The sequence below is a fragment of the Microcystis sp. LE19-10.1B genome (genome assembly GCF_027530565.1).
Lineage (GTDB): Bacteria > Cyanobacteriota > Cyanobacteriia > Cyanobacteriales > Microcystaceae > Microcystis > Microcystis aeruginosa.
This window is the reverse complement of record NZ_JAPZQM010000668.1, coordinates 1-2,828: the sequence shown is the minus strand read 5'-3', so window position 1 is coordinate 2,828 and position 2,828 is coordinate 1. Positions and strand designations below refer to the sequence as shown.

Genomic DNA, 2,828 nt, shown 5'->3' with positions numbered 1-2,828 from the left:
AATCCTTATCTGGCAAGAGACTTAATTGATTAGTTCGCTCTAGATAAGAAATAATTGACAAAAATCGCTAAATGCCTTTCTATATAAGGGTTCCATCCCTTATAACCCCCGTCCATTGCATAACACAAACCGAAGAGCCTTTCGGGTTTCTGTTAGTTAGCGATAGCTTGAAGGCTTACTCCATAAGAGAGCTAGGGTTTAGAGACTGTAAGACTTTTGCCAGACTCCCTCCAAGAGCGTTAAAGACAGGGAGATAAAATGCCCAAGAAAGCTTACTTAGGGCTTGCTGAATAAATCTAAAAACCTTGTTGGGTAAAACTTTTAGACCTTTTGTCAATCAAAAAGTACTGGATATGGGAGTGATCGGGGGGAAATTTAGGCACTTTTTCCCTGAAAATTAGGTAATTGGCCACCTCAAAACTGGTAAAACCCCACACCCCACACCCTGCCCCCAGGAAAAACTTTTTGCCACAAACCCTACTTGGTGTTGTTTTTGGCCCGTTCGATCTTGCCTGCGATCGCATCCAGCCTTGCTTTGATTCTGGTCATCCACTGGTTAAACTCGGCCGACTGCCGGTCGATATCTTCCTTCCGTAGCCTTATCTCTTCGGTTGTTTTTTCGTGGGCTTCTAACCGGATATTTAATTCTGCAATCATCATTGCCTCAAGTATCTATTGGTTTGTTTATTTGTTAGGGAGGAGGCATCTCATTTGTGCAAGTGAGTAATTATACTTGTCGATGAAACTTGCTTCTAGCAAGGCTTTCAAAATAGCTTGACATAAAACTTAATTTAGGAGTTACAAAGGTGAGATGCTCCCGATCGCTTTTAACATATTGCAAAGATAATCGCTGTAACCAACTCTCTTTTAGTCCATCTTCAATATCATATACAGACAGCGTATTACCGGGATTTTGTAAAAGAGAAATTATTCCTTTGGTCACACCGATGAGATTAGTTGTGAATAGCATATAAACTCTCCTAAGTCAGAAAAAAGAGTTAGAATAATCGAAAAAACTGATAACCAATAACTGAGAAAAACTACTCCTTATAAGGATCGTACTGAGTCAAGATCCGTTCTAACTTTACTTCGTCAATGCGATTAATTAAGCGTTTAGATTCTTCGACATCGCGGACAGTTTTTGATAGATTAATGGTGGAACCGACGCTAAATAGTAAACCCATGCCTAAATAACCTTTAATCCACGGATCTACCGGCAGATAAATAACTCCTAAAGAAGTGGCAGAAATAGAGACAATAAAAGATAACCAAGTTTGAAAAATCCACGCTTGAGTATGACTGGGAGCAGTACCGTATTTTTTATCGTTCATAATCGTCTCCTAAATGTTTCTGGAACCATTCTGTCGGTTCTAGAGGTGCAACAACAATGAGCGCTATCTAGTAGGGGGAGGGTTGAGAACTGGGGTGAATTGGGGTGAAGTGGGGTGAAGTATCAAGTATAATCATTGTCAGAATCTAGGACCAAAAAGATGGAGATTAAACATCTGAAAATTTGGTATTCTTGGGAAAAACAAGAACAAATGATCGAGCACTTGGTGGGGAGAGTGGGATTAACCCGGGTGCGTGCCACTTGTTTTCTGCGTCTTTGGATTTATGCGATTGCCAAGGAAGGACAGGTAAAACCCCCTTTATCCCAGTTAATTTTTCCCACCACTGCCATTATCTGTACCCATCGACAAGCATCCGATCTATTTTATCAGGATCAAGACCAGGGCAGCGATCGCTCTGCCGGTATGATGTTAGATAAATTAGCAGCCCTTGGTTTAATCGAAAAAATTTTTGACGGCAACACAACCAGAATTAAAATCAAGCCAATTACGGGGATTTTAGAGCCTGATAGCTCAGAATCATCTGTAGAATTGCAATTAGATCAATTTAATCCCCGTTGTGATGCGATTCCTGTGGCTAACTTGCTGACACGCAATTATAACTGGATGAATCGCAATGCTGAAGCAATTCCCCATCGCATTTCTCGTCTGTTGCGGGGTTGGGCAAAAGATTACACCACAGGTATGCGAGTTTTGCGTCGGGTAGATAATCTTAATCCCGTCGGTTTTTATCTCCTCTATCCCACCGCAAACGAGTCGGAAGCGAATTTTTTTACCTCTCCTAACAAGAGTTTACATCTAAGTGCGATCAACGAACAGGATCCTTTTAAAATGGCATCTGTGGGAGATGAAAATTGTCTTTCGGTATTTATTCGCAGTTGGATGATTGATGCTAATTATTTAGAAAAATATCGTTTAATCTTCCTGCAAGATGCCCAAAAAACTCTCCAGAGAATGATATTAGATTTTCCTAATCTCTGCGATTTACATACTTTGATTATTCATCCTGATTATGAGAAATTAGGCGCAGCCTTGGGATTTCAAAAAACTATTCAGGAATCCCCAAACTCTATTTATTGGATGTATTTAGGACTCGATCGCTTTTTATCCCTAGATATGGGTGAAATTCAATTTTAATCGGGAGTGGGAAGTGGCGGGGAAAAAATCGTATCCCCTCAATATATCGGGGTCAGGAGTTATTGGCTCTTCGGTTTGTGTTATGCAATGGACGGGGGTTATAAGGGATGGAACCCTTATATAGAAAGGCATTTAGCGATTTTTGTCAATTGTTTTTTATCTAGAGCGAACTAATCAATTAAGTCTTTTGCCAGATAAGGATGGTTCTTCGGTTTTTGTTATGCAATGGACGGGGGTTATAAGGGATGGAACCCTTATATAGAAAGGCATTTGGCGATTTTTGTCAATTATTTTTGATCTAGAGCGAACTAATCAATTAAGTCTCTTGCCAGATAAGGATTT

At 40.1% G+C, this 2,828-nt stretch carries 4 protein-coding genes; 1 reads left to right on the top strand and 3 read right to left on the bottom strand.

The annotated features are described in order from the left end of the window. Positions 1-477: 477 nt before the first annotated feature. From O9332_RS23905 to O9332_RS23895, 3 genes are all read right to left on the bottom strand, one after another. A complete protein-coding gene (locus tag O9332_RS23905) occupies positions 478-660 on the bottom strand; it encodes a hypothetical protein (RefSeq protein ID WP_002758041.1) in 183 nt (60 codons plus the stop codon). A 67-nt stretch (positions 661-727) separates the two neighbouring features. Continuing rightward, a complete protein-coding gene (locus O9332_RS23900) occupies positions 728-970 on the bottom strand; it encodes a hypothetical protein (RefSeq protein WP_002758040.1) in 243 nt (80 codons plus the stop codon). Positions 971-1,040: 70 nt separating this feature from the next. Then, positions 1,041-1,331 carry a YiaA/YiaB family inner membrane protein gene (locus tag O9332_RS23895; RefSeq protein ID WP_002758035.1) on the bottom strand — a complete coding sequence of 97 codons (291 nt, stop codon included), beginning with the start codon at positions 1,329-1,331 and terminating at the stop codon, positions 1,041-1,043. 159 nt (positions 1,332-1,490) lie between these two features. Between O9332_RS23895 and O9332_RS23890 the strand changes: the two genes are divergently transcribed. Next, positions 1,491-2,486 carry a hypothetical protein gene (locus O9332_RS23890; protein WP_002758034.1) on the top strand — a complete coding sequence of 332 codons (996 nt, stop codon included), beginning with the start codon at positions 1,491-1,493 and terminating at the stop codon, positions 2,484-2,486. Positions 2,487-2,828 lie beyond the last annotated feature (342 nt).